This window comes from Bacillus sp. FSL P2-0099 (genome assembly GCF_038007445.1).
GTDB classification, from domain to species: Bacteria; Bacillota; Bacilli; order Bacillales; family Bacillaceae_G; genus Bacillus_A; species Bacillus_A mycoides.
On sequence record NZ_JBBOXE010000001.1, the window covers coordinates 2,622,305 to 2,648,140 of the forward strand.

The 25,836-nt window shown below is 32.0% G+C and carries 31 protein-coding genes and 3 pseudogenes; 16 read left to right on the top strand and 18 right to left on the bottom strand.

What is annotated here, in order from left to right; genetic code table 11:
* Window positions 1-73: 73 nt before the first annotated feature.
* The 4 genes from MKY90_RS13245 (at window position 74) to MKY90_RS13260 (ending at window position 3,364) form a co-directional block, all read left to right on the top strand.
* Complete coding sequence (locus MKY90_RS13245) at window positions 74-1,504, top strand: PQQ-dependent sugar dehydrogenase (RefSeq protein WP_016127051.1); 1,431 nt, start codon at window positions 74-76, stop codon at window positions 1,502-1,504.
* A 197-nt stretch (window positions 1,505-1,701) separates the two neighbouring features.
* Window positions 1,702-2,274, top strand: coding sequence for a hypothetical protein (locus tag MKY90_RS13250; protein WP_016127052.1), 573 nt, complete (start codon window positions 1,702-1,704; stop codon window positions 2,272-2,274).
* Between the two features lie 68 nt (window positions 2,275-2,342).
* Window positions 2,343-2,906 carry a GNAT family N-acetyltransferase gene (locus MKY90_RS13255; RefSeq protein WP_016127053.1) on the top strand — a complete coding sequence of 188 codons (564 nt, stop codon included), beginning with the start codon at window positions 2,343-2,345 and terminating at the stop codon, window positions 2,904-2,906.
* A gap of 77 nt (window positions 2,907-2,983) precedes the next feature.
* Window positions 2,984-3,364, top strand: a complete 381-nt coding sequence (locus tag MKY90_RS13260) for a nucleotide excision repair endonuclease (protein ID WP_002013261.1) — start codon at window positions 2,984-2,986, stop codon at window positions 3,362-3,364.
* 126 nt (window positions 3,365-3,490) lie between these two features.
* Here MKY90_RS13260 and MKY90_RS13265 read toward each other — a convergent pair whose 3' ends face one another.
* Window positions 3,491-3,697, bottom strand: a complete 207-nt coding sequence (locus MKY90_RS13265; protein WP_016127054.1) for a hypothetical protein — start codon at window positions 3,695-3,697, stop codon at window positions 3,491-3,493.
* 159 nt (window positions 3,698-3,856) lie between these two features.
* Here MKY90_RS13265 and MKY90_RS13270 point away from each other — a divergent pair, with 159 nt between their 5' ends.
* From MKY90_RS13270 to MKY90_RS13290, 5 genes are all read left to right on the top strand, one after another.
* Window positions 3,857-4,636: an undecaprenyl-diphosphate phosphatase gene (locus tag MKY90_RS13270; protein WP_002013258.1), complete on the top strand. Its 780-nt coding sequence runs from the start codon at window positions 3,857-3,859 to the stop codon at window positions 4,634-4,636.
* Window positions 4,637-4,716: 80 nt separating this feature from the next.
* Window positions 4,717-6,039, top strand: coding sequence for an FAD-dependent oxidoreductase (locus MKY90_RS13275; RefSeq protein WP_002013257.1), 1,323 nt, complete (start codon window positions 4,717-4,719; stop codon window positions 6,037-6,039).
* A 63-nt stretch (window positions 6,040-6,102) separates the two neighbouring features.
* Window positions 6,103-6,624, top strand: a complete 522-nt coding sequence (locus tag MKY90_RS13280) for a GNAT family N-acetyltransferase (RefSeq protein ID WP_050000463.1) — start codon at window positions 6,103-6,105, stop codon at window positions 6,622-6,624.
* Window positions 6,625-6,647: 23 nt separating this feature from the next.
* Window positions 6,648-7,169, top strand: coding sequence for a YfiT family bacillithiol transferase (locus MKY90_RS13285; protein ID WP_002013255.1), 522 nt, complete (start codon window positions 6,648-6,650; stop codon window positions 7,167-7,169).
* Window positions 7,109-7,633, top strand: a complete 525-nt coding sequence (locus tag MKY90_RS13290; RefSeq protein ID WP_445661549.1) for a GNAT family N-acetyltransferase — start codon at window positions 7,109-7,111, stop codon at window positions 7,631-7,633. The genes MKY90_RS13285 and MKY90_RS13290 overlap by 61 nt, the downstream gene beginning before the upstream one ends.
* A 121-nt stretch (window positions 7,634-7,754) precedes the next feature.
* Here MKY90_RS13290 and MKY90_RS13295 read toward each other — a convergent pair whose 3' ends face one another.
* Entirely contained in the window at window positions 7,755-8,132 is a 378-nt protein-coding gene (locus tag MKY90_RS13295; RefSeq protein WP_002065713.1) for a PH domain-containing protein, read from the bottom strand.
* Window positions 8,133-8,311: 179 nt separating this feature from the next.
* On the opposite strand from MKY90_RS13295, the gene MKY90_RS13300 reads away from it, so the two are divergent.
* The 6 genes and pseudogenes from MKY90_RS13300 to MKY90_RS13325 all read left to right on the top strand — a co-directional run bounded on the left by MKY90_RS13300 (window position 8,312) and on the right by MKY90_RS13325 (window position 12,423).
* Entirely contained in the window at window positions 8,312-9,163 is an 852-nt protein-coding gene (locus MKY90_RS13300; protein ID WP_078179063.1) for a patatin-like phospholipase family protein, read from the top strand.
* 12 nt (window positions 9,164-9,175) lie between these two features.
* Window positions 9,176-9,547: a YxiJ-like family protein gene (locus MKY90_RS13305; protein ID WP_078179062.1), complete on the top strand. Its 372-nt coding sequence runs from the start codon at window positions 9,176-9,178 to the stop codon at window positions 9,545-9,547.
* A 270-nt stretch (window positions 9,548-9,817) separates the two neighbouring features.
* Window positions 9,818-10,180, top strand: coding sequence for a hypothetical protein (locus MKY90_RS13310; RefSeq protein WP_078179061.1), 363 nt, complete (start codon window positions 9,818-9,820; stop codon window positions 10,178-10,180).
* A gap of 87 nt (window positions 10,181-10,267) precedes the next feature.
* Window positions 10,268-11,043, top strand: a pseudogene (locus MKY90_RS13315) (alpha/beta hydrolase).
* Window positions 11,044-11,121: 78 nt separating this feature from the next.
* Window positions 11,122-11,529, top strand: a complete 408-nt coding sequence (locus MKY90_RS13320; protein ID WP_050000460.1) for a DnaJ family domain-containing protein — start codon at window positions 11,122-11,124, stop codon at window positions 11,527-11,529.
* Between the two features lie 78 nt (window positions 11,530-11,607).
* A complete protein-coding gene (locus MKY90_RS13325; protein ID WP_078179059.1) occupies window positions 11,608-12,423 on the top strand; it encodes a YwqG family protein in 816 nt (271 codons plus the stop codon).
* Window positions 12,424-13,133: 710 nt separating this feature from the next.
* Here the strand turns inward: MKY90_RS13325 and MKY90_RS13330 are convergent.
* Complete coding sequence (locus tag MKY90_RS13330; RefSeq protein ID WP_215599628.1) at window positions 13,134-13,529, bottom strand: RidA family protein; 396 nt, start codon at window positions 13,527-13,529, stop codon at window positions 13,134-13,136.
* Window positions 13,530-13,669: 140 nt separating this feature from the next.
* A pseudogene (locus MKY90_RS13335) lies at window positions 13,670-14,511 on the bottom strand (hypothetical protein).
* A 629-nt stretch (window positions 14,512-15,140) separates the two neighbouring features.
* Here MKY90_RS13335 and MKY90_RS13340 point away from each other — a divergent pair.
* Window positions 15,141-16,103, top strand: coding sequence for an MBL fold metallo-hydrolase (locus MKY90_RS13340; protein WP_078185844.1), 963 nt, complete (start codon window positions 15,141-15,143; stop codon window positions 16,101-16,103).
* 58 nt (window positions 16,104-16,161) lie between these two features.
* Here MKY90_RS13340 and MKY90_RS13345 read toward each other — a convergent pair whose 3' ends face one another.
* From MKY90_RS13345 to MKY90_RS13410, 14 genes and pseudogenes are all read right to left on the bottom strand, one after another.
* Window positions 16,162-16,293 carry a hypothetical protein gene (locus MKY90_RS13345; protein WP_265325026.1) on the bottom strand — a complete coding sequence of 44 codons (132 nt, stop codon included), beginning with the start codon at window positions 16,291-16,293 and terminating at the stop codon, window positions 16,162-16,164.
* Window positions 16,294-16,402: 109 nt separating this feature from the next.
* Window positions 16,403-16,900 (bottom strand): NUDIX hydrolase, encoded by a 498-nt coding sequence (locus tag MKY90_RS13350; RefSeq protein WP_098168257.1) that lies wholly within the window; start codon window positions 16,898-16,900, stop codon window positions 16,403-16,405.
* A gap of 22 nt (window positions 16,901-16,922) precedes the next feature.
* A complete protein-coding gene (gene dnaN, locus MKY90_RS13355) occupies window positions 16,923-18,053 on the bottom strand; it encodes a DNA polymerase III subunit beta (protein ID WP_341091533.1) in 1,131 nt (376 codons plus the stop codon).
* 30 nt (window positions 18,054-18,083) lie between these two features.
* Window positions 18,084-18,527, bottom strand: coding sequence for an NUDIX hydrolase (locus tag MKY90_RS13360; protein WP_002085308.1), 444 nt, complete (start codon window positions 18,525-18,527; stop codon window positions 18,084-18,086).
* Between the two features lie 180 nt (window positions 18,528-18,707).
* Window positions 18,708-19,127 (bottom strand): GNAT family N-acetyltransferase, encoded by a 420-nt coding sequence (locus MKY90_RS13365; RefSeq protein WP_215599626.1) that lies wholly within the window; start codon window positions 19,125-19,127, stop codon window positions 18,708-18,710.
* A gap of 179 nt (window positions 19,128-19,306) precedes the next feature.
* Window positions 19,307-20,515: an L-lactate MFS transporter gene (locus tag MKY90_RS13370; protein WP_002032385.1), complete on the bottom strand. Its 1,209-nt coding sequence runs from the start codon at window positions 20,513-20,515 to the stop codon at window positions 19,307-19,309.
* A gap of 278 nt (window positions 20,516-20,793) precedes the next feature.
* Complete coding sequence (locus MKY90_RS13375; protein WP_002013225.1) at window positions 20,794-20,937, bottom strand: hypothetical protein; 144 nt, start codon at window positions 20,935-20,937, stop codon at window positions 20,794-20,796.
* 31 nt (window positions 20,938-20,968) lie between these two features.
* Window positions 20,969-21,997 (bottom strand): serine hydrolase domain-containing protein, encoded by a 1,029-nt coding sequence (locus tag MKY90_RS13380; protein WP_098168260.1) that lies wholly within the window; start codon window positions 21,995-21,997, stop codon window positions 20,969-20,971.
* Between the two features lie 113 nt (window positions 21,998-22,110).
* On the bottom strand, window positions 22,111-22,386 hold the full coding sequence (locus tag MKY90_RS13385) for a heterocycloanthracin/sonorensin family bacteriocin (protein ID WP_002032388.1): 276 nt from the start codon (window positions 22,384-22,386) through the stop codon (window positions 22,111-22,113).
* 199 nt (window positions 22,387-22,585) lie between these two features.
* Complete coding sequence (locus MKY90_RS13390; protein ID WP_002032390.1) at window positions 22,586-23,032, bottom strand: NUDIX domain-containing protein; 447 nt, start codon at window positions 23,030-23,032, stop codon at window positions 22,586-22,588.
* A gap of 35 nt (window positions 23,033-23,067) precedes the next feature.
* Window positions 23,068-23,169, bottom strand: a pseudogene (locus MKY90_RS13395) (cytochrome C biogenesis protein); the annotation flags it as partial.
* A gap of 235 nt (window positions 23,170-23,404) precedes the next feature.
* Complete coding sequence (locus MKY90_RS13400) at window positions 23,405-23,974, bottom strand: DUF4256 domain-containing protein (RefSeq protein ID WP_000665071.1); 570 nt, start codon at window positions 23,972-23,974, stop codon at window positions 23,405-23,407.
* Window positions 23,975-24,157: 183 nt separating this feature from the next.
* Window positions 24,158-24,622: a GNAT family N-acetyltransferase gene (locus tag MKY90_RS13405; RefSeq protein WP_002168287.1), complete on the bottom strand. Its 465-nt coding sequence runs from the start codon at window positions 24,620-24,622 to the stop codon at window positions 24,158-24,160.
* A gap of 77 nt (window positions 24,623-24,699) precedes the next feature.
* Window positions 24,700-25,623 carry a nucleoside hydrolase gene (locus MKY90_RS13410; protein ID WP_002127616.1) on the bottom strand — a complete coding sequence of 308 codons (924 nt, stop codon included), beginning with the start codon at window positions 25,621-25,623 and terminating at the stop codon, window positions 24,700-24,702.
* Window positions 25,624-25,836: the final 213 nt, after the last annotated feature.

Genomic DNA, 25,836 nt, shown 5'->3' on the forward strand with positions numbered 1-25,836 from the left:
CTAATTGGATACTAATTGAACAGTTCTAATCATATTCTTTTAATAAAACGCAATTAAAGGGGTGTAAAGTAAGTTGACAAAAGTTAAGGTTAGTTTACGACCCATTGCAAGTAAGTTCAATTTACCTACTGTTTTGAAAACAACTATACTACCAGGTGACTCAATTGAAAGGTTATTTATTGCAACCCAGGTAGGAGAAATCTTTTACATAGGAGACGGAGTTATAAGGACTTTTTTAGATATTCGCCCGCGAATTATCAAATTAGGCACGTTTGAAGAAGGTGTCTCTAGTAGCGGTTATGATGAACGAGGATTGCTAGGACTAGCGTTTCATCCACAATTTTATCAAAACGGTTTATTTTACCTTCATTATTCAGTAGCTGGCACTCAAGGTCCGGGTGCCCTTTCTGAACCTTTTAAACCTAATCCGTGTGATCCGAAAACTTTAAACTTAAAGTGGGTAAATAGAGATACTCAATATGATCATATTGATACGGTTGAGGAATGGATTTTACAATCACATAGTCAACCTCAAAAACGACGGACATTACTTAACATAAGAAGGCCCTTTTTTAATCATAACGGAGTCAATAGTTTAAACTTTTCACCTGAGAGTGGAAAACTTGTTTTTACAAATGGAGATGGTGGATCGGGTTATGATCCATTTAATTTAAGCCAGGATGATTTAGAAATAGCGGGCAAAATAATTGAAATTGATGTAAGTAAAAATACATTCATAAATAACCCTCCAGTAGTTACACGCTTTAATGAGTTTCCTTTATCTATACAAGAAACACTTACAGTAATTGCGAAAGGAGTTCGGAATATAACAGGTATTTCATTTCAAAGGTTTTATAATCAATATATCAAATATGCTGGAAATGTCGGGCAGGATATTGTAGAGTCTATTTTTTCGTTTGTTTATTATAAACCCATACCGGTTACCGAACTTGTTCAAACGCATTTAATGAGATCCACTCCCAATCAAGATGGATTTATTAATTTTGGTTGGCGAGGATGGGAAGGAGAATTTCCTACTTCTTTTATAAGGCACTGTTCTGAGAATCCTACTTTGGATGAGAGAACAATGGCTTATTATAATGAAACAATAGAAACATCAGTGAGGCGCATACAGCCCCTAATTAGTTATTTTCATAAAGATTCCAGAGCAGATAAGTTTGGAGGAACCTCACTTACAGGAGTACAACCATATATGGGAACTACAATTCCTAGTTTAACTGGTAGTATCGTGTTTACTGATCTTGCTAAGAAAGAAGAATTTCAATCTCCAGTAAAGGGAGTGTTAGCTTTTACTAGAGCAGCTCTAGACGGGAAACGTAATGATTTTCATGTTATTGAAACCACTTATGATTTTGGGACTCAAGCAGCTTATTATGTTAGTTTAGGAACAAACTTAGATCAAACTAGATTATATTTAGGAGTTTATGGTTCTATGAAAGTAACTGAATTTAACAAAGGTACTATTTTTGAAATTGTTCCATGATACGGTATAAACTCTTAGTCTAAAAATATATGGAATTCATACTTTTTCAAACGCACGACTTAGCGCCTCTTAAAAAACCTTCTATGGATAAACATCTATTGTATAGTGATTCCTAACAAGCAGAAAGTAAAACATAACCAATAAGTATTTGAATAAAAATAGAAAGTGGTGAATTAAGTCTCTTTAGGGGGAATTTGATGAATCGCTTTAGAAGCTATTGGTATCAATGGATGATAGAGCAGGATGTGAATTTTGTTCATAAAAGAAAGGTGACGCCTGCAAGTAGGTTAGTCATTACAGCATTACTCGGTTCATTTGCTGCTATTTTTCAATCTGCGGGGAACTTAATCCCTGGAATTGGGTTATTTATTAGTCCTTTCGCGACGCTACCGATTTTTCTGGCTATTTGTTATTCTATTCGTGAGGGAGTACTTTCTTATATTCTTACTATTTTCCTATTATTCATTATTGAGCCAAGTGAACTAATTGTCTTTCCCTTTACTACAGGCTTATTAGGTGTAGCGTTAGGAGTATCCTTTTTACAATTCAAGAGGAGGATTTGGGTAATTTCCTTTTCAGCGATATGTCTACTTATAGGAATTATGATCATTCTCGATATCTTCCGTTTTCCTGTACTTGGTCCTACTATTCATACGACTATGGATATAAAAGTTATTACATTAATATTTATACTGAGTTTTTTATACTGCTGGATCTATGCAGAGTTGTGTAGAATAATAATGAATAGAGTATATAAAGTATGGTCTTAGCAATTGCATAAAATCTTTTTGAACAAATACACTTTCTCATATATTTTTAAAAATTGGAGATGTAAGCCATGTATAACATTGAAATTAGAAGGCCGAATTCGAATGATTTAGATGAATTACATTTGTTTTTTCGTCTTGTTATTACTAATACATTTAAAAACGAAGGGTTATCACATCTATTAGATGACATAGAAAATGAAATTAACTCGAAAAAGAAATATTTAAAAAATGATTTTGATAGTAATGGAGAAAGTCGTTACTTTTTATTAGCAATAGATACAAGTAACGATAAAATCATTGGAACGATTGAAATCGGTCCAGCAAGTGCATTGATTAATAGTTGTACAGACGGTGTACTTAAGGATTTGTATGAAATAGGAACTGTATTTATACTTCCGGAGTATCAAAGAAAAGGTATAGGGAGTTTACTACTAAATACAATGTATCTTACATTACTTAGCAGAGGAATAATCGAATGCTGTTTAGATAGTGGATACAAAAAAGCACAAAGTATATGGACAAAAAAGTTTGGAAAACCTAGTTATGTGCTGAAGGATTATTGGGGCGAATCAAACGATCATATGATTTGGAAAAAAAGTTTACATGATATACCTATAATATTTGAATTATAAAATGAAATATCTCTCTTAACATAGCTTTTCTTACATACTTATGCTATTATTTATCTTTATAATAAAAGAGGACGTGAATGAACTTGATTAAAATTAATATTCCTGAAGCTGATGTTTCAATTACTGAACGTAACCAAGTTATTAAAGGAGACGAGCCATTAATTACTCCAATTAACGGTTTTATCGATTTCCACTTGTTCCCTAGAGATAAAGGCGGCATTTTTATGTTTTACAATATTAATGACGAACTTCTTTTCGTAGGTAAAGCTCGTAAAATTAGACAACGTATTAAAAAGCATTTTGAAGATAATGTTTCACCAATCAAAAATAATCGTGATGAAGTATACCGTATCGATGCATGTATCGTAGAAGATCCAACTGAAAGAGAAATTTACGAAACATACATCATTAATAAGTACAAAGCGAAATATAACGTTGATAAAGTGTTTTATAAATAAACAACATTAGCGAAATGAAACAATCCTAGTACATACACTAGGATTGTTTTTATTTATATAGCTTTGTAATTTTTGTCCGTAATGATTTTCCTCGCATTTGTTCCTCCTTATAAGGGAATAGATTATTTAATCGGCAGAATTTTTTCGTATTTTAAAGTAATGAGCGGTAATTAAACAAAGTACCCCTATAAATAACATAATAATTCCAAAAGTTTTATGCTTTCCTTCGAAGAAAGGTATGTCTGTAATTACATTTGTCATACATAAGCCTAAGAACACAAGAATTGGTCCAATCCAAAGTAATATGTTGCCTAATTTTGTGTGTTTCTCCATGTAAACCCTCCTTTTTTTTACATATATATATCCATATTTATCGCAATCCATAACTTCTAAATAAAGGTTAAAGTAAATCCCCAAGAGAAATATATTTTCTTTCATAACAAAAATTAAAGCATCATATATTGGTACAAGCAAATGAGAAAGGAGATCATCATGAATTGGCTAGAAGCTTTTATTTTAGGAATTATTCAAGGGCTGACAGAGTTTTTACCTATAAGCAGTACAGGTCACCTATATTTAGGGCGACATATTTTTCAGTTAGATGAGGCAGGTTTGTTTTTAGATACGATGCTGCATATAGGGACGTTACTTGCGGTGTTTATTTATTATAGAAAAGAATTTATTTATTTAATAAAAAATCCATTTTCAAAGCTTATGCTATTACTTATTGTCGGGACGATACCTGCGGTTGTAATCGGCTTATTATTTAAAGACTTTTTTGAAGATATTTCAAAAACAGGTATAACAATAGGTTGGGAGTTTTTAGTGACGGGTTTATTTCTTTATATGGCCGATAAACAAAAGAACGGTCGTAAAAAAATGAATGATATTACATATAAAGATGCATTCATAATTGGTTCATTTCAAGCAGTAGCTATATTTCCAGCAATTTCCCGTTCTGGAATGACAATTGTCGCTGCATTATGGAGAAAGTTAGACCGCGAAACAGCGGCGTACTTTTCCTTTTTATTATCAACACCAGCTATTGTCGGAGCTATCATCTTGCAATTTGCAGATGTTTTTCAAGGGAAAGCTGAATCTATTTCTAGTACATCACTAATTGTCGGAACATTATCAGCAGCGTTCTTTGGTTACATAGCAGTTTCATGGATGATTCAATATTTAAAACGTCATTCTTTAAAAGTATTCGCGTATTACGTATGGGGATTAGGTATTTTAATTTTAATGTTGCAATTCACACAGGTGTTTTAAATATAATTATCAAGGAATTATTAGTTAAGATCCTGTTCCATTCATACACGACAGGATCTCTTTTCATTAAGGGGGAAAAAATGTTTACTAAGGCTATTGTTATTGGTGGAAGTATCGCAGGAAAACTCGCCGCAAAGGCTTTATCAAATACGTTTGAAGAAGTAATCATTGTAGAAGCTGGTGAAGAATGGGATGGAAATGGTCCGCGAAAAAGAGTTCCGCAAAGTAATCATCCGCATGTGTTATTAAAAGGCGGCGAAGAAGCACTTGAGGAGTTGTTTCCTAACATTACTAATGAATTAATTGAAGCAGGTAGCATCGTAAATAACTTTACTCGCGATTTAAAATGGCATCAGTTCGGCCTATGGAAGCAGCCTTTCAAAGGCGAAATAAATATGATTCAACAAAGTCGTCTGCTGTTAGAATCGCATATTCAAAAACGAATTGAACAAGTTTCAAATGTTACTTCGAAGTATGAAATGTTGGTTGAAGGATTACTAGTAGATAACAAACTTAATAAAGTCTATGGAATAACAGCTAAATGTTTGAAAACAGGAATGAAAGAAGAATTTCATGCAGATCTTGTTGTTGATGCAAGTGGATTTGGTTCGAAAAGTATAGATTGGTTACAAGAATACAATTTCGAAGTACAAGAAGAGAAAGTAAGAATTGATTTGTTTTACGCAACTAGAATGTTTAGGCTCAAAGAAAAAGAGAAATTAGACTGCTGTAATATGCTTATGTCTCCAAGTTTTCCTGAGAATCCTTATGGTGTTCTAATTCAAACGATTGAAGATGATCGTTATTTTGTTACTTTTAGTGGATATGCGAATGAAAAAGCACCGCAAACAGATGATGAATTTTATGATTTTGCTGAAAACCTATCAATCACTAATGTTACAGAGTTTCTAAACAAATCTGAGGCGATTACCGATATAAAAACGTACAAAATTCCATATCAAGTACGCAGGCGATTTGATCTAGTTAATAATTTGCCTGAAGGATTGTTAGTAGTTGGAGATGCGCATTGTCGTTTTGATCCAGTTTTCGGACAAGGTGTTTCAGTTGCAGCTATGGAAGCTCACCAATTGCAACTAATTCTTCAAGGGAGAAAAAGGCTTGATAAAACATTAACTCGAGAGTTTTATAGGAAGACTGCTATGATTATCAAAACACCTTGGGAAATGACCACAACGGAGATAGCACGTCATCCTAAGTTACAGAAAGAATTAACTACGAAACAAAAATTTCAGCAATGGTATACGAAACAAATATATCAACTTTCTGCAAGTGATTCTGATATTTATATTCGGTTAGTCAGAGTTATGAACTTAATTCGTAGTCCATTTCATCTTTTTCATCCTAGAGTATTACTTACTGTATTACTCAGACGAAAGAAATAGCAGGAAAATTATCGTTTAAAAAAGAATGTATAACAGTTAGTAAATCAAGAAGGGGTAAACGGGATGGAAATATACATAGAACAATTAAAGAATCAAGACGCTGAAGATTTATTTAATTTTGAACTCACGAACAAATCATTTTTTGAAACAATGGTACCAAGTCGTGGCTCTAATTATTACGTGTATGAATACTTTCAAAAGCAACTTGACGAACTATTAAAAGAACAAACTGAGGGGATTTCTTATTTTCATCTCATACGTAATACAGAAAAAGAAATTGTAGGACGTATCAATTTAGTTGATGTAGATAAGGAAAAACGAATTGGGTCGTTAGGCTACCGAGTTGGAGAGAAGTTTACTAAAAAAGGAGTTGCAGCATCATCTGTAAAATTGATTTTGGCTCAAGCAAGAGTCTATGAAATTAATGAAATACATGCTATGACAACAACAAATAACATAGCTTCACAAATTGTATTAGAAAAGAACGGATTTTCTCGTGAAAAGCAAGCGGAGACAACTACTGTAGATTTAAACGGAGAAAACGTAAATTTCGTACATTATATTTGGAGGACTACTAAGGGTTAAAAATAATAGGGAGGGACATGTACATGAAGGATTTACGTTATCCAATAGGTCAATTTACTTACGTAGGAACTATTACAGAAGAAATAATTGATAAATGGATTCAAGAAATAGAGGATTTACCTAATGAACTAGCAAGAGCGATAAAAGATTTAGATCAGAAGCAGTTAGATACACCGTATCGCGTCGGTGGATGGACTGTTCGCCAAGTTGTTCATCATGTTGTTGATAGTCATATGAATAGCTACATACGCTTTAAATTAGCACTGACAGAAAAGAATCCAACTATTAAACCGTACAAAGAAGAAAAATGGGCAGAGCTACCTGACTCGAAATTACCAGTAGATGTTTCACTTGTAATGCTAGATTCATTACATAAAAGATGGATTAACTTATTATATTCTTTAGAACCGGCAGATTTAGAAAAGACATTTAATCATCCTGAATCAGGAGAAACAAAACTTGCTGCTGCAATTGGACTATATGCATGGCACGGTCGTCATCATACAGCTCATATTACTTCTTTAAGAGAGCGTTTAAATTGGTAACATTAGAGAAGGCGACAGAAATTGATGCAGCAGTTTTATTTCAAATGCAAATAGACTCATTTAGTCCTTTATTAAATAAATATAAAGACTATGAAACAAATCCAGCAAATGAATCTATTGAAAAAACTATTTTAAGAATAAATAATCCGAACAACAACTTTTATAAGATGATAATAGATTCGAACCTTGTTGGAGCGATATGTATATCCCAAAAAGAAAGACCTTATAAATTTTGGATCAGTCCAATGTTCATTCATCCAATCTATCAAGGGAAAGGAATCGCTAAGAAGGTACTTATTTTAATTGAAGAGATGTTTCCAGAAGCACGGAGTTTTGAACTTGCTACGATTTTAGAAGAAGAAAGAAATTGTTTTCTATACGAAAAAATGGGGTATAAAAGAACAGAAGTAATAAAGAAATTAAATGATAAAACTACACTTATTTATTACAAAAAAGAAAGGTAAAGCATTTGAAATACGCTTTACCTTTTCATGTTATTTTAGATTGAATATACAAAAACAACGCATATTCTTCCAAAATACTCGGGTTAGTAATTTCGATAATGAATAAATATACGGAAAGGCGTTATTTCGTCGTATATGTTACTAACGCTTTTTGAATGCTTAAAATACTATCGTCACCTTTAAATTCTTTCGTAATTGGATCATCCATACTAGATACCCAAATTTTAAGCTCTGCATCTAAATCAAAATGCCCAGCTGTTTCAATGCTAAATTGTGTAATGCTTTTATAAGGAATAGAATGATACTCTGTTTTTTTACCTGATATTCCTTGTTTATCTACTAAAATAAGACGACGATTTGTAAATACGATTAAATCACGAATTAATTTATAAGCATGCTCAACTTTCTCATCGTCTAGCATAATCTTTTCTAAATCACGTTCAACGCTTTCTGTACTCGCACTTGATGCATTTCCTAAAATACCACTAAATAAACCCATATGAAATTCCTCCTTTATAATATGTGGAATGAGTTTCTTATATTGTACCATGCGAATGGCTAATAGATTATGACATTGCTTCAATAGTTTTTTGTTATTATTGCAACCAATTTATATAACCTCATCCTAAAATCTTGTGCTAACATATAATTAAGAAAACAGAAGTAGAGGGATATAGCATGAAAAATATCGGTTTAGTATTAGAAGGCGGCGGAATGAAAGGATTATATACTGCAGGAGTACTCGAATATTTTATGGAAAGGGACTTATTCTTTCCGTATGTAGTCGGTGTATCCGCCGGAGCGTGTATGGGAGCAACATATTTGTCACGTCAAAAAGGAAGAAATAAAAAAGTGAATACAGAGCTAGTAGCAGATCACAGATATATATCTTATCGAAACTTAATTCAAAAACGTGAATTATTTGGAATGGATTTTTTATTTGATGAAGTACCAAACAAAATTGTACCGTTTGATTTTCAAACATTCCTAAATTCAAATGAACAGTTTGTAATCGGAACGACTGATTGTGAATCAGGACAGGCAGTTTATTATAATAAAACAGAACATGGAAATGATATTTTAAAAATTATTCGTGCATCAAGCTCTGTGCCGTTTATAGCACCTGCTGTAGAATATGATAATCGAAAATTGTTAGATGGAGGAATTTTAGATCCTATTCCAGTTTTTAAAGCGCAAAATGATGGTTATTTAAAAAACGTTGTTATAATGACAAAGCCAGAAGGATACGAGAAGCAGCGTAATAAATTTTCTGGACTAGCTAAAATTTTATATAGAAGATATCCAAAAATCGCAGAGCATTTAGTAGAACATTATCGTTTTTATAATGAAACTGTATCTTATATGAATCACAACGAACAAAAAGATAATTTTTATGTAATTCAGCCAAGCGCACAGCTTCCTATAAGCGGAATAGAAAGAAATAAAGAGAAACTTGTTAACCTATATAATCTTGGCTATACAGATGCTCAATATCATTATGAAAAATTATTAAATTGGATAGAGAAATAAAGGGGTGGAAAGTTGCTATTAGGTAAAAAGGTTATTTTTAATGAATTGCAGAAAATGCATAGTCCGCTGCTTAAACCGATTCCGAATTGTGACCTTCGAAAAATACGAAAAGATTTTAATAATATGTTTACAGAAGATGATTGCATAAGCGCTGATTTAAATTATTATTGGATGCATACAGCAGGTACTTTAAGTTACATACTTAATAACAACGAAAAGGAGATTGTGTTTGATCAAATAAAGTGGCTAAAGAAATCGTTTTTTGAATGGTTTCCGCAATATCGTTTTATAGAAACAGAAATTGTGAAGTATCCCATTTTGTATAGAGATTTCATGAATTATGAGAAGGCCCGGAAACTATTACTGTATTATCTTACTGAATAAAAATAAAAACGTACAAGTTATGCTGCTTGTGCGTTTTTTTGTTCATAAAAAATACAATTTTAATACCTTGTTTATATAGGGATTCTAATACGAAGAAAGAAGTACATATAGAATGATGTAAAGGAGGGAGAGGCGTTTAGATACCGTTTTCCTTTAATCCATTATCCAATTCGAATATAGTTAGTTATTTATGATAAAATATTTCGAGTGAAATCAAGTACTTATTATATCCAGTATTAAATAAGTTAAGCCAGGAGGAACAATAGTAACATGGAAAACGTGTCAAATATAGATAAATTGGAATCAATAAAATCTTTACAATCGACAATTCGTAAACTTGAAAATGCTTTTTCACAGATGACTCAAAAGGGAGCAAATACTACCTTAGTGAAAAAAAGGCTTAAAGCCGTTTGTATAGGGCTAGCAGTGTTAGAGAACGTGTGGAATCAAGAAAGTCATCGGTATAGCCAAGAAGAGTTAGCAGAAGCTTGTAATATCCTTGCTGGTTTGCTTCCATCAATTGAGAGAGCCTATGATAAGTCTAAGGCTGGTAGTCCTCAAAGAACACTTTTAGAAAGAAGAATAAAAGCGTTGGAACTTTCTATTCAGGCAATTGATAAACCTTCTAAATAAATAACTCATCTAAATACATAACATACTAATCCTAAATTTTATAAAAGCAATCTAGTGAAAAGAAAGAAATACAAAGGAGGCAGATGGGTGACTTCAATAATTAGTCCTAAGTTAGAGGAGCTTAATAATCAATTAAAAAAAGGAAACGAGAAGCAATTTATACTTTTTTGCATGAAATAAAGTCAAATAATACGCCACTAATAGAACAATGTCCTGTAGAAAATCAGTATAAGCTTATAACGTATATATGGTTAGGGGATCAAAAAACTGAAAACGTTTATGTATTCGGTAGTTTTCCTGGTTGGGATCTGTCTGTAAATCAACTACATGGGAATTCATTCATTAATAACCTTTCAATCGCAAGAACACTCAATTATTTAATATACGAAAAAGAAATCCCATCTTGTATTGCTGTTGCAATAGAACCCGTTGATCGACTAGAAGAGCTAACTTATAACGATAAAATGAATACATTTTTAACGGAGGAACTACTTCCATGGATTCAAGCTAGGTATCACGTATATCAAGAAAAGAATCATACAACAATTGCTGGTTTAAGTCTTGGTGGCTTAGCAGCTTTTTATGCAGCGCTTCAAAATCCACATGTTTTCGGAAACGTGTTGTCAATGTCTGGATCCGTGCATTGGAAAAAGGATGGTTATGAAAATCAAATTCCTTGGATTGAAAATCAAATTTCATCTATAGATTCTAATACGAGTCAACCTCATTTTTACATAGCAGCAGGAGAACTTGAAAACAAACCTCTTTTAACGGCTAATAGACGCCTGTATAAAGCTTTAAAAGAAAAAGGATACCAAATTACTTATGAAGAGTTTCAAGGTGGTCATGACGGTGTTTGGTGACGAGAAAAGTTATTTGATGGGTTGAAAGCATTAAAATATACAAAAACCACACTATAAAATAAAAAGGAGAGAGAATCTATGAATCAAGATGAGCTAGATAAAAAACTTAAAAAACAAGAAATTTTAGTTAAAGATGAAAAAGTTTGGTCGTTCACGTATGAGGATCATATTAGCTCTATCGTTAAACAGGCAGAAAAGACAGGAGCGTTTAATGATTTACCTGGGAAAGGGAAACCTCTTAATCTTGATAAAGATCTTTCGTATAATCCTGACAAGCAACTTTATAGAACTTTGAAAAATAATCATGTTTTGTCTAGGTGGATTGAACTTTCAAAGGAAATAGATCATCTAAAAGAAAATTTAAAAGAACTAACGGATAATGTAGAAGCAGCTATGTTAATTACAACTATTAATAAAAAGGTCTCAGAACATAATTTACTTTGTCCGCCAAGTGCGCAAAAAATGAGGGTTAAAACGGATATTTAACGATTTTCAATGAAGTTATCTGTTGCTATATAATTAAGTAGGGCATTTTCAATTCATTATTAAGGGGAGGTAAATGTAATGAAGAATACGTATCAACTTCAAATTCCGAAAGAACTAGAGCAGTATCGTAGTATTTTAGAAGAAAGTGTGAAACCTTATATTAAAGCGTCTGGAACATTAGCAGAGACAACGCTTTTTGAGAGTAAATTTGGTGGTTATCCGTATTTACCTATAGATCAAGAGCATCCTAAAGATTCAAATGGACAACCTATGATGTTACTTGCGCAGCTAAGCTTTGAAGAAATGCCGCATGTTGAATATATGCCTCAAAAGGGTATGCTACAATTTTTCGTAAGTGCTGAAGATGAGCTTTACGGAGCAGATTTTGATCATCCAACAATCCAAAAAGACTTTCGAATTATTTATCATTCTACAATTATAGAAGATTTAAATAAGGTTATTACTGATTTTAGTTATTTAAACACTTCAGAATTAGAGGACTTTATCATACCTGAAGCAGCGAAATTAAAGTTTGAATTGGGTTATCAGCCCGTAACATCAAGGGATTATCGATTTGAAAAGATGTTTAGTGAGGAAATTGATTGGGAAGAAATTGTTGATGAAGAAAATAATACAGAATTAGGCGAACTGTATGATGATTTATGTAAAGATCAAGGGCATAAAATTGGTGGTTATCCATTTTTCACACAGACAGATCCAAGGGAATGGGAAGAAAAATACCAGCAACATGATATATTATTGCTGCAAATCGATACAGATGATTCATTAAATATTATGTGGGGAGATTCTGGTGTTGCTAATTTCTTTATAAAGAAAGACGATTTATTAAATCTAGATTTTTCCAATGTTATTTACAATTGGGATTGTTACTAAAAATAGATAAATGGATTACTAGCTAGCAAAAGAAATCTTCCTGAAGGTGAGGAGGATTTCTTTACGTTAAAAATAAACGTTATGTTAACTAGAATGAAGAATACAATGAAAGTCAAGCGTAAATAAAAGAAATAACAACAAAAATATAAAATAATAAAACATATGTAATTAGCAATAAATCTATAAAGCAAAACATAAAATGAAATTTATCATTTGTATAGAAAAATTTATTTCGCATAAAAAAATTCCGTGCTAATCAAAATTATTTTTGATTCGTTAAACGATAATTAATCGATTAAGATTTGCTGTGATTAATTTATAGCGAAATAAACGATAAAAACTGTAGAAATTCATTTAGATAAGATTTTATGTGAATCTCATTAAAAATCCCCGTTTCGTCTCATTAAGTATAGTTTACTTGGTTTTTGATACAGATAAACACTTACTCTATATAACTTCGTATAATATATATTATGTTAACTAGTAAAAAGTAATAAACTTATTATATGTTAGTTATGGTTATTAGTCTCCCCTTTTTAATTGGGTTCATAATGTGTTGTAGATTGTGTGGTTATTTGTTTTTTAAGTTATTTATGTTGTGTTATTGATAAGAATGTTTCCGTGTATAATTTATATTTTAGTTAATAAAAAACGCAATTCGTTTAAAGTGAACGAATTGCGTTGATATGATTAAGAATAAGTTTTTGAAATTAGTTTGCTACAGCAATTGCTTCGATTTCGATTAATAATTTATTGTTAATCAATTTGTTAACTTCTACAGCTGAACTTGCTGGTGGATTGTTTGTGTTGATGTATTGATCTCGAATATCTCTAACAATGGCCATTTGAGAAATGTCCGTCAAGAAAAATGTTAATTTTACTACATCATTAAAATTTAAGTCTGAAGCTTCTAATGCTATTTTAATATTTTCAAATACTTGGCGCGTTTGTGTACCTAAATCTCCATTCCCAACTATATGACCATCAACATTAATCGCTACTTGTCCTGATATGTAAATTGTCCGTGTAGCGTTACTAACCTCAACAATATGTGAGTATCCAAAAGTTGCTGGCATAGTTTCCGGGTTAATAAATTTCTTTTGCAAGGTGCATCTCCCCTATTTATATCGTGTTTTCTTCATGTTTGATTTTAGATGAATATCTATTTTACAAATGATTTTTCACATATCCTTCTGCTACATATGTGGAGTTATAATACGCTGCTTATATTTATAAAATTAGGTATTTAATAGATTATATATGTTTGATTTTCTTGAGTGCTGATACTAATTATGCCTTGTTTTATTAATTCTTCAGTTATTTTTGTATAGAAAAAGTGATACCACCAAATAAAAAATTCTTCGTAAGTTATTTCTTTTGCGTATCTGCTGCTTGCAAAGTATTCTTTTAAAGGTTTCTCATTTTCTTTACATAATAAGATCAAATCTTTACTGATTGTGTTCGCGATTTCGTTAAGTATAGATAAATCTTTAGCTTTAAACACTGGGATAATTCATTGCGGATTTTTATATAAGCCTAATTTTTCGTATAATACATTTGAATTTAAGTCTACTTGTCTATCTACTGCTACAAAATTTTTAACTAATTGTTTTTTGTATAATTAATATCAGTAATAGCATCGTGAAAATATTCTTCAAACGTTTCTTTATTCGCAGTTATTAAATTCAAAGTTGTATATCGAGTGTTTCCATAAAGACCAATTTGATATTCCCCTAAATCCAAATACGTATTACCATACATTCCAAAGGACTCTTTGTCTGTTTGTTCTTGTTCTATAATCGCATAATAATATCTTTTATTGTTTCTCAAAGGCCGTTCTGTTTCTAAATAGTTTTCCTCAATGTTAATTATTTGTCCAAAATCTAATAACACACCACTATATAGTAAAAGACTATACGATTCTTTAGGTAAATGATTAAATGTCTCGATTCTTTTAGACATAGCATCAATTTGATTAGAATGCTTTTCAATTATGTTAAGTGCAGTTTTAATTTGTTTTTCGAATTCCTCGTTAGTCCAATTTAGCTTCGTTTTTATAGTATTTGATTCTATGCCCAGATGGAGCATTACAAGTAAATATTGAAGGTTTGTTCCGCTTATTTTTAAAGTTGGATAATTGTCAACTTATGAAATCATTTTTGTCTCATAAGTTGTTTTAAGTATTTTCTCCGGAGTATAATTAGCAAGCATTTTAAAATACCTTCTTTTTTAGTAATTTAATTGTAAAACCTATGTATTTACTATGTTCTATAAATAAAAATTAGTATCCTTTAATGATTTCAAATAAAAAACCTTAGTATAGCTATGTTGATACCTATACTAAGGTTATCTAGAATTCTATATTTAATTATTGATATTTAATAGTTTACATTTAGACTTCTTTTTTCTTTCTTCTAGCATTTATAGACTCTCCTTCCTGTGGATAATTAGTTACCTATCTGCTTCTATAACATATAAAGAAACATACGGTCTTTGTTGTTTATAAGAAAGAATGTACTTAAACAAAACAATTCACAAATACATAATATTAGTTTTAGCTGCTGCTAAATGAATTCTATTTTTTATATATAAATAATAAATTTGAAGAATTTATTAAATGTACTGCATTTAAGATGAAAGGTAAAATGATTTCGTTTAAACTACAATTAGCTACAATAACAACATACGTATATTGTTAAACGTAAAAAGGAGAACTAATGAAAAAGAAATATATGAATCAAATTCCGACTGATGTAAGTTTTAATCCGAAAGATATTATCGGTTTAATGACTGATTACTTTAAAATGAAAACAAAGCTACGTCCTGTAAAGAATTTACCTATTGTTTTATCGAATAAAAATAATGAATCTTTAGAGAGTGTGACATGGTTTGGGCACTCTGCTTCTCTTTTGAAAATAGAAGGTAAAAAATTGTTATTAGACCCTATGTTTGGAGATGCCTCTTCCCCATTTCCTGTGTTTAATAGTAAGCGGTATAGTGGTGCTTTTTCTTTAGAACATGATGAACTTCAAGAAATTGATGCGATTATCATTTCTCATAATCACTATGATCATTTAAATTACAAAAGTATTATGCGGTTAAAAGATCATGCGAAGCATTTTTATGTCCCGATTGGAGTTGCGCGTTATCTTATGAAATGGGGTGTTTCACCTAATAAAATTAGTGAACATAATTGGTGGGATGAAATTACGTTTGATAATATTAAGTTAGTTTGCGCTCCTGCAAGGCATTTCTCTGGACGAAGTATGACAGATAAAGATCGTTCGTTATGGTGTTCATGGCTTATTCTTGGTCAAGAAACTAAAGTCTTCTTTAGTGGTGATAGTGGTTATGCTCCTCACTTTAAGGAAATTGGTGAGAATTATGGTCCATTCGATCTTACTTTAATGGAATGCGGGCAGTACGATACGAGATGGTCTGCTATTCATATGTTGCCAGAAGAAACAGTACAAGCTCATATTGACGTTAAAGGAGAATTGCTCGTTCCTATTCATTGGGGTGCTTTTACGTTAGCGTTACACGAATGGAGTGATCCTATTGAACGTGTTACGAAAGAAGCAAATCGTTTAGGGGTTAATATTGCAACGCCACAAATCGGTGAAGCTATTGCGTTACAATCTAAAGATTATCCTACGGCTGCTTGGTGGCGAGAAGTGTAAGTATAATAAAAAGCGAACCAATTTAATATTGATGGTTCGCTTTTTATTCATTTATGACTCATCTATTAATATTCTTTGTTTTATCTACTGGAATTGCATTTTTCATCTTTTCTGTTGTCCAATATCCTGTAGGGTCTTCCATATCGTTTGAATCTTGAATGGCAGATGGGATATTGGGAGCTTTTTTCACTTGAGTAAGAGTATCTTTTTCGCTAGAGACTAGTTATATATATCCAAAATAATTGATTTCTTTTTTTCATGAGCTCCTCCTTCTATTACATACTAATCTCCCCTAATTACTACTTTACTATGCTGGTCTGCTTAGCTAATTCTTTATTTTTATACTCTACTAATTTATGATTTGATAAAACGCAAGAATGCTCTAATATTAATTCATTATAAAGTACTTCAGTTAAAAATTTAGGTATCATCTCTCCTACGCCGTAATTATAGTCACTTAGAATCCAAGATACCTCTTTCCAATCTAGAATTCCTTCTGAGACTTTTTTTGGAGTGTGATATGTAAATTCATTAAGTAGCTTTACTAAATAGACATACATGCCACCAGAATATGAGGAATCCTCCCATTTAATAATGCCTTTAAATTGAATTTGATTTTGTTCAACATCTATATTTGTTTCTTCTTTTATTTCACGAATTGCATTTTCTAACGGTGTTTCTCCTTTTTCTATCTTCCCTCCTACACCGTTCCATAATCCTTTTACAGGATCATATTCTCTATTTAACATAAGTATTTCTTCATTTCTTTTTATAAAACATAAAGTGTGCTTGTACATAATTTAATTCCTTCCTTTGTTCTTAATAAGTTCTAACAGGCGATATTAAATATACTGCTGTAGATTGTTCACCTGCTTCAATTAATATCGGTCTCATGGAACCACCAAAACTTAAAGTAACTCTATCTTCTTTTATTGCTTTTAAAGTATCGACCATATATCGTCCGTCGAAAGATATATTTAATTGCTTTTCACCGTGAATCGCATCTATTTGTTGTGTCTCGGATATTTTACCAATCTGAGAAGCATTAGAAGAGATTTGTATTGTGCATTCGTCGATGATTTCTAAGTTAACGTTGTTGTTTGCCCATTCACTAGCCAATAAACTTGACCGATCTACACCTTGTAAAATCTTTTTTCTATCTATATTAATAACCGTTTGGGATTCATTTGGAATTAGGCCGGATATATTAGGGTATTTTCCTTCAATAAGTCTTGAATACAACGTAATTGTACCGAATTTAAAAATAATGTGACTCTCTGAAAGATATATGTATACTAAATTTGAATTACTGTTCATTAATTTTAGTAGTTCACTAATAGTGGAACTTGGTACAATGCAATTTAGTTTCGCATGTGAAGAAATGGGTATTTCACGTAAAGCCAGTCTGTGCGAATCAGTAGCAGCACAAATTAATTTGTTATGATCAATAACGAAATGTACGCCAGTAAGAACGGGTCTAGATTCATTTTTAGCAGTTGCAAAGACAGTTTGTTTGAATACCTCAATCAGCTGTTCCGTTTCTACTTGTATTTCTGTATGTGCGTCTAAAAATGGTACATTAGGAAATTCATTTGCCGAGAATCCATTTAAGTTTAAAGTAATTTCATCTGATTGAATTGTAATCAACTGCTCATTCATGCTTTTTATTAAAATATCACTTGGCATTTTCTTAATAATTTCAATGAAATACTTTGCTGGTACAACAATACTTCCTGCTTTTAAAATAGTTGTAATTTGTACACCTTCAATTGAAATAGGTATAAATTTTTCAATGAAAATATTCGAATTACTTGCGATTAAAGTAATTCCAGATTGATCTGCTGTTATCTTTTTTCCGGATAATATAGGAATTAAAGTTTTTGTTGAGATAGCTTTACTTACTTCTGAAAGAGCTTGTGTAAATTGTTTGTGATTAACGATAAACTCCATTTTTCCCCCGCCTTAAATGAAATACTATCTTTATGAAGATTGATGAATAATAGTTCCATTAAAAATATAAGGAACTGTTTCTTTCTTTTGTAAAAGGCTTTTTAAGTGTTCTGGTATACGTAAATAAGGTTCTGCTGAATCTAATTCCATCCAGGTAATCTCCTCAATCTCTTTTGGCCGTGATATACAGATTTCCCCTCCGGTTATTTCTCCTAAAAAATTAAAGAAGATTGCATGATGTCCTCTCTCCTCAAAAAAGGCTTCACTAATGGAACAAACCCCTTTTACGGATATGTCTAGCCCTGTTTCTTCTTTCACTTCACGAATTGCTGCCTCTTCTAACGTTTCTCCGAATTTAACTGCTCCACCTGGTAAAGTGTAATAAGAACCATTTTCCCCTTTGTTTTTAACCATTAATAGCTTTTCATGAGTTTCATCATATAGAAGTGCGTATGTAACATTTACTTTTTTCATATGTAACCCCCTTGAATGGTGAAAATTTTCTGTCTTTATTTTATTCTATCATTAAATTGTTTTGATTCATAAAAAGTAATTTGAGTAAATAACTAATACGAAACGATATCGTGTTCATAGACACACAAAAGAAAAGAGCATATTTTGAAAAAGATTAATCATAATACACTCTTTAATGATTCATTTATAACCTTTTTCTAAATAGTAATGATTATGCCCTTTAGGATAATCTTCACTTACCCCTATCACTTTATATCCATGCTTCTTATAAAAATCAGGGGCTTGGAAACTAAAAGTATCTAATTTGATTAGCCTACATTCTTTTTTAATTGCAAATTCTTCAATAAGATTCATTAAATTGCTTCCATAACCTTCATGCCTGTATTCTTCAGCAACCCATAGGAAGTCAACATATACATGGTGCCAAAATGTGATTGCCGTTATCCCTCCTACTATTTCTTCTTTTTCATTCTTCACTATAAAACTAATCTTTTCTGAAGGTGTTTTTTCTTCATTTGAAAGTTGTTTTTGGTTATATTCAATTACTTTTTCTCTTATGTAATCACTATCTTCTTGTACCCATTGCTTTACTATTTGCATTTTAACTATCACGCCCCTTTACATTATTTATTCAATTTAATAATCGCAATTTCCTATCTTCTTTAATGTTAGTTATGTAGTAAGTACAGGGACAAAATTAGATTTTTTGAATGGCATCCATTGTTTATACATTATGCTGTAATGAAAAAGAGCCCTAGTATAAGGACTCTTTCTTAGCATTAAGCTATTTTTCGATTTAACGATTTGATTTCCTTCTTCTTTTCTGCATTTGGAGGACGGATTACTATAGAGATAACGAAAGATATAACACATAGAACACCGATTGTAATGAAGGTTGGCTGAAATCCGCCAAGTAGTGCTCCAATGAATGATCCTGCAAGTGCACCAAATCCGAAACCTTGGTAAACAATCCCGTAGTTTGTACTATGGTTTTTTAATCCGAAGAAGTCTCCCACAATTGCTGGGAAGATAGTGATGTTACCACCAAAGCAAAAGGCAACACTTGCTACACAAGCAAAATAAATCCCGTAATTTAGTGGAATAAAACTTAAAGTGAAGACGGACAATCCAATAATAATAAATGTAGCAGAGACGATTTTTAATCGACCTATTTTATCTGATAACGTTCCAAGAATAATTCTACCTATTGTATTAAAGATTGCGATCATTGCGACGGCATTAGCGGCAGTCGCTGCACTAAGACCAACGAGCTGCACCCCGATGTCTTTTACCATACCGATTAAATAAAGTCCGCCCATACATGATGTGAATAACATGAAAAATAAGAGATATACTTGTTTTGTTTTCATCATTTCACGCGGTGTATAATCATTGTGTAATGTTTCAGTTGCAGTGTTACTTACAATTGCTTCACGTAAGAAGAATGATCCTATCAACACTAATAGTAAGACGATAATACCCCAATATAAAAATGCTTGTGATACTCCAAGACTGTTGATAAGATTTCCGTTTATATATCTAAAGATTAAGCTTCCCATTCCATATGCCGAAACAGATATACCAGAAATAAGTCCTTTACGGTTTGGAAACCATTTAATTAAATTAGATAGTGATGTAATATATGCTGTTCCATCAGCGTATCCAACGACAACACCGGCTAATAAATAAAGTAATGGTAATGAGGAAACTTGTGAACTAAGTATTAAACCGAGCCCTAAAACAATTCCTGCAGTAGCGATAAGTTTACGAAGTCCAAATTTTTGTTGTAGCTTTCCTGCAAATAGAGTTGAGAATGATAAAGAAAAACTCGTAATTGAGAACGTGATCGCGACTGAATTGAGGTTCCATCCAAACTTACTTACAAGGGGTTGATTAAATAAACTCCATGTGTAAATTGTTCCTAGGCCAATTTGAACAATGATTGTACCTAGAACAATTAGCAATGGATTTATAGATGTTTGTTTCATACTAACTGTCCCCTTCTTTTATCATGACATGAATTTTCACAGTTAGTATATCCATGATAAATTGCAAGATACTGTACGGAAAATGGAAATTGAGTTAGCTTACACAAAAAGACACTTCATCAAGAAGTGCCTTTTTGTAGGTTATATACAGCATTTAAAGAAAGCTTTGTTAAGATAAGACATTTTCGAATGCTTATGTATATATGTTATCAAATAATTTGCTGAAAGTGATGAGACTTAAGACGTATTTTTCTTTCATAAATAAGTCGGAGAGAAAATTAATATTCAATTTCCTCAAAGTCTTTCGGCTGCGGTACAGTTTGCATATTAGCTGCATCTTTCGGATCGCTATAAATCGCGTTTTGTTCTGTGTTTACATCCTTTATATTTTGCTTTTTATTTTTATTCACTTCATTTTTCATTAAAGTTCACTCCTTTTTATTATAGGAGTAGTTATACCCTAACCATAGTATTTTTACTGCTACTAAATGTATCAGCGACTAAATTGCTAAATTCACGTAAATAATATAAATAATTATCCCCACCATAGTTGTATCTTTTATTGTACATTTTAGCAACGACGACATTATATTCTGGAATGACTAATATCGTTGGTCCTGTAATTCCTAATATTTGATAGGAACCTTTAGGAACTCGCTCACCAAGTTCGCTAAATAAAGCAGGTTCATTTTGAACGAACCAAAACAACCCGTTTTGAGGTAGTTCTTTATTTGTATACTCTGGACTTTGTAAGCTCGTAGCAAGTGCTATAACTTCTTTTGGCACAATTTGTTTACCATTTAAAAACCCTTTATTTAAATGCAGGTTACCCCAAAATGCAAATTCTCTCGCAGAGACAAAAAGATTTTTCTCGGAGCCGTCATCTACTGCACCAACACTACTTATTGCATCTTCATCTGGATTTACAACAACCTTAACTAAATTATCATCTTGTTTTATTCTCCATCCAGTTTCCTTGAAGTCAGCAGGTATGAATACACGCTCCTTTAATAGTTCAGGAAAACTTTTGTTATACAAGTGATAAATAAGCTGCGTCACCATTCTTACATTAATATCTCTGTACGCCCAAGCTTGTCCCGGCTCAAATTCACGAAAAGCTGTCCCATCATCGGTTTCATTTAAACCGTGTGAATGAGTTACTAAATGTCTTATCGTTGTCTTTCCAAGTAATGAAGGATCATATTCTTTAAAATAATTTACTGCCTCGTCATTAAGAGATTTTATTTTCCCCTCATAAACAGCATAAGCTACCATTAATCCTAAATAGCTTTTTCTTGCGGAAGCGACATTGAACTGTGAAGATATGGTTACTTTTTTACTAGTAGGAGTATTTGAATGAGTTCCACTATAATGCTCTAGCACAATCTTATTATCTTTCATAATACAAAGTGCTGCCGTAGAACTTTGATTTGTCTCTTTAATGTTTTCTACCCATGAAATTAATTTTTCATATTTGTACAAATAAATATCCCCCTAAAACATATAAAAATAACAGCATGAAAGAAAAGTTTCAATACATTATAACTTTGCATCTGCACTTTTCTTTCATGTGAAATATTATTGATCTATAGTACTTAAATAATCCACCAGTTCCAGCAATTAGAACAGCTGAAACAACCAACACAGCCTACACAACCTACGCAACCGCCGCAACGTCCGCCGCCACAACCACCACAACGACCACCACAACCGCCGCAACGTCCGCCGCCACCGCATCCACCACAACGACGTGCATCGTCTTGAATGTAGTAATATGGATATTGATTTTGTTGCTGATCCCAATACACAACATTACCAGGTTGATAAGCATTAAGGTTTAACGCTTGTAGTTCTTGTTGAAACTCATTCATTATGAAACCCTCCATTTACAAATGTAAATTCCGTCCAAATTTTCGAGTTTATTTACTTTTAAAAATAACGTAGAAATAAGGCTATAGACTAAATGCGTACATCAACAAAATATGACTTTACACTAGGTGATGTACCTTGTTTATGAGCCTATTTTCTTTATATTCTTTTAGTGGACGGAATTAATATAAATAGAGACAATTAAAAGTTGCTAATCCAGCAAGTTAATAGTTCATCACTTAATTTTCTTTCTAGTAATTCTTTTACTGAAGGTGTCGGCATTATTGTATAGGAATTTATATTTTCTTTATTAAAATCAATCCAGTGAAATGCTAAATGGGACTCTTTAGATATTGGAGTGAAATCGGATTTTAACTCATTTGAATCTATTTCAAAAATGTGGTTAATTTCATGGTGGAGGGTTTCTTTGGCTTGCCATTGATTTTCTATGACGCCTAAAAATTGTTTTATACTGCAAGTTACTCCAAGTTCTTCTCGTAACTCTCTTATTAGTGCATTCTCTGCTGATTCCCCAATTTCAACATGACCACCGGGTAAAAAATAGTGATGTCCTATGTATTCAGCAACTAGTAATTTTTCATCTTTTATCATGATAGCTCGTACAATATGATGGAATTTACTTTTCATTTTGTATTCCTCCTAATCATTCACTTTATACTTGCTCAAAAATTTTCATTTAAAAGTAGGATAATATAAATCATAGGTGTTTCATATGAGTGAATTTCATTAATAATTGCAAGAGTACCTTTTACAAGTTCTCGTTTATACGTTAATTAAAACTAATAATTTTGATAAATGATTCTAAAAAAGAGTATGTTTATGAAGAAAATTATCAAAACATACTCTTAATATTTTTAGTTGATTCATTCTTTTACAATAAGGTTTGATTAGCCCTATTCTTTGCGGCCTCAAAATCGAAGCCGTAGCTAAAGTATGCAATCACTACTATTCCCTAAGCAAATCTATTCTCTACTTCAAATTTACCTGCCTGTACAAATTTTAGACTCTTAACGAACCACGAAAACCTCTTGCGGCATAGTAAGATTCTGCCCCATTGTGATACACAAAGACGTGTCCAAAGCGATAATCGCAAAAAAGGGCACCGCCAAGTTCTCTAATATCAGAAGGTGTTTGCACCCAACTCGACGTCTTCATATCGAAATTTTCAAGATTATGTAATGTACGATATTCTTCTTCCGTTAATAGTTCAATACCCATGGCAGTTGCCATATCAATAGCGTTATTTTCTGGTTTATGTTTCTTTCTTGATTCTAGCGCTTCAAGATCGTAACAAACACTTCTACGACCTTTAGGACTTTCTGCTGAACAATCATAAAAAATATATTCGCCTTTTTCTTTACCAAAATCAACAACATCAGGTTCGCCACCAGTTCGTTCCATTTCGTTGAGCGACCACAACTTTTCAGTATTAGCATCCAGCCTTTCTTGAACATTAGCCCATTCTAAACCTTTATGACGGTTCATATTATTCTCAAAACGATCTTTCAATGTTTGTAGTAATTCTTCACGTTGCTCTAGTGACAACTCTTTTTTATTGCTTTCTTTCATATTAGTTCCTCCATTGATGTTTTTATTAATGATAGTTTAAGTATATATAAATACTGTTTTATAATAAAATGTTTAAATAATTGCGTGAATTGAGTTTGCGATAATTTATATGAATTAGTACAACCAATTCTCCGCAATATGACCCTTTAACGGAACAACTTATTGTTTCAAAACAGTACATCTTTATTTCAACAACAATAAGCGATATACTTCCTCACCGTCATATACATTTCCTAATGGTTTAAAATCATAACATTCATATAGTTTCTTTGCAGAAATATTATCTTTATGGACAGTTAATCTAATTTCCTCACACTCTTTAAAGTTATTTTTTATTAAGTTAATGATTTCCTGTAATGCTGCTTTTCCATATCCTTTTCCTTGCTCTTTTTCATCAATGATAAATCCGTTAATCCAATACATATCTGTTGACTCTCGTACAAAAGCATGCATAATAAAACCAACTATAAGGTCACCATCATATATAGCGAATGGAATATATTCGACATTTTCACCATCTGGTTTTATGTATACTTTAGCAAGTGATACTGCCACTGCGGGAACAAGATGGATTTGATTTTCTTTAACTCGTAACTTTAATGCGTCTTCCCAATTTTCTCTCGTAACAATTTTTAATTGAACGTTCACTATTTTAAGCTCCTTTAAAAAGAGAATTTATCTTTTATATTCAACGGAGTGAAATGATTCCCTTTTTCGACATCAACTTATAACATGATTTTCATAAAATCCTGAATAAATTTTTCCTCATCTAATTGTAACGCTATACGCGCCCCTTCAGATTTAGAGTGTGGGCGAAAATCAGCAAAAGTTTGTCCCTTCGTTTCGCCACATATATCCACAGTCACTTTTCGGGATGTATAATTTAAAAATGTAGGATTCACTAAACCGCTTATAGCAAGTACATCGTGTAATAATGGCCCTTCAATAGATGGATTGAGTTTTTGGTATGCTGATAAATAATAATCGTACATGGGTTTCATAATCGACTTAAATGGATTTTGTGTATTAACTAAAATGTAAGTAAATACACTTGGGGTTAAAACCGTTTTATTTGTTACATTTAAAGGGAATAACGTTATATTTTTCGCTTGCTGAAATACAATTTGACTTGCTATAGGATCTCCGTACACGTTTGCCTCTGCTAATGGAGTAACATTCCCTGCTTCTAAAAAGACACCACCCATAAAATAAATTCCTTTTATATTTAACATCAATTCGTTCCATAAATTAAAAGCAATCGCTAACGAGGTAGATCTTCCTACATCGACAATTGTTAAATCTTCTCCATACTTTACAAGAATCGCAGCAATACTACCGAAATTGTATATAGGAATAGATAACACACTTTCCGGTACATGGATGGGCCCTAATCCTTCTGGTCCATGGATTTCAGGGTAATACGTTGTAATTTCATTTGTAAGTGGGCCTGTTGCACCGCTAATTACAGGAATATCTTGTCTGTTTGCTAACTGTAAAATATATGCGGCATTATGAGCGGCATGTATATGTTCAACATTTCCATATCCAGTTACGATACCAACAATTTCAATTTCAGGATGCAGTAAGCCATACATAATTGCAAACGAATCATCAATACCTGGGTCTCCAAAAAATAAAACCTTCTCCAAGAAATGCACTCCTTTCATAGGTAAGATAATTATGTATATGTGGAAAAAAATTAAATCTATACAGTTCTAAGCAAATATTAATGGTGAGTAATGTATTGATAAAAAAGAACTAGCATTATGCTAGTTCTTTTGCAGATAAATAATCTACCAGTTTAATTAAATCTCGTACAAATATTGGACTAACTGATTTTAATATAGATTTTTTTCACTATA